Raw genomic sequence first — 1,669 nt, forward strand, 5'->3', positions numbered from 1 at the left:
GGTTGACTTAAATCTAATTATCTACAATATTACAAACGCATATTTCGTTATCATTTAATATGTTCAATATCTTTAATCTTGACTTATCTCCCAAAAGTTTAAAAAAAGATTCTAACTTGTCTATTGATACTTCATTCATATATTCACCTCATTCATATATTCATGTACTATTCTTAATATAATTTATAAGGACGATAATGTCAAATTATACTAATTTGATTTACTTATTTATTTTATCTAATTTTAATTCAAAAAAATAGTTGCATTAATATAAAATCAAATGTATAATTTGGTAAAAATAGTAAATTATTTTTTTGACTTTGCAGTATAAAAAATTAAGGAGGTAATAATTAATGAACGGCAATAATCTTAAAGTTTTAATTGTATCAAGTTTTGAGGGAGGATATCAACCTATTAGTGCTGCTACTGCATGCGCTGCACTTAGTAAGAATGGATTTGATACTTCTATACTTGATACTTATGTTGATGGGGTTAGAGAAGACATTTTAAAAGACGCTAATCTGGTCGCAATTTCAATACCATTATTCGATTCATTATATTCTGGAATAGAAATTGCGAAGACCGTTAAAGAAGTGAATAAGAACGCTCACATTTCATTTTTTGGTCAATATGCCTCAATAAACGCTTCAAGACTTGCTCCAAAGTATTGCGATTCATGTCTTATAGGACAATGGGAAAATGAATTAGTTTTATTAGCTCAGCAATTATCTAAAAATCACTATACATACTCATCATCTCAAGAAAACAACAATATAGTTAATGCGCCGCAAAAGTTCTACCTACCACATAGGGATTTACTTCCTCCTCTATACAAATATCCGCAGGGACAGATTAATAAATTTTGTGGTTCTACCCAAATAGTTGGAGGAACTGAGACTTCTCGTGGTTGTCATCACAAATGTTTGTATTGTTCTGTTTTCGCTTCATATGATGGTAAGGTTGAAATCATCCCAGAAGAAATCATATTAACAGATGTTAGAAATATGATTCATGAAGGTATGACACATTTGACTTTTATGGATGCTGATTTTTTTAATTCTAAAAATCATGGGATAAAAATTATGAAAATGATCCATGATGAGTTCCCTGGCCTTACATTTGATTTTACCACCAGAGTTGATCACATTAATGAAAACAAAGAAACAATATCTGAAATGAAAGATTTAGGATTAGTATTCATAACAACAGCAGTTGAATTTCCTTGTCAAGAAGTGGTTAATGAGATTGACAAAGAAATTACTTTACTGGATATTGAGGATGCTATTACTTTCTTAAAAGAAGAGAACATTCAAATTAATCCTACATTTATTTTATTTAATCCATGGATTAAATTAGAAGATTTAATTGAGTTTAAAGCATTCGTATATAAAAATAAATTAGATGAGATTATAGATCCAATTCAGTATGAGACACGACTTCACATATATAAAGGTTCCCCATTATTGAATCGTGACTCAATTAAAATGCTAGAACTAAGCGAAAATGAATTCAACTACGAATGGAAACATCCTGACTCAAGAGTCGATGAAGTATACAGTCATATGGTCACTCCTATTGAAACGGGAGTGTTTAAACGTTGTTGCTTAAAATGTTAGAACTATAATTAAAAAGAAAACTTGGAGGTAAGGTATGAATAATTATGCTGTAG

General features: G+C 29.6%; 1 protein-coding gene. It reads left to right on the forward strand.

All coding sequences use genetic code 11. The features are described from left to right. The first annotated feature begins 353 nt into the window (after positions 1-353). Positions 354-1,616, forward strand: coding sequence for an arsinothricin biosynthesis radical SAM protein ArsL (gene arsL / locus ACW2QF_RS18360; RefSeq protein WP_455717466.1), 1,263 nt, complete (start codon positions 354-356; stop codon positions 1,614-1,616). Positions 1,617-1,669: the final 53 nt, after the last annotated feature.

This window comes from Anaerosporobacter sp. (assembly GCF_965301125.1).

Excerpts from the sequence above, each read along its gene's own strand:
- arsL (WP_455717466.1), top strand. The coding sequence starts at position 354 with ATGAACGGCAATAATCTTAAAGTTTTAATTGTATCAAGTTTTGAGGGA.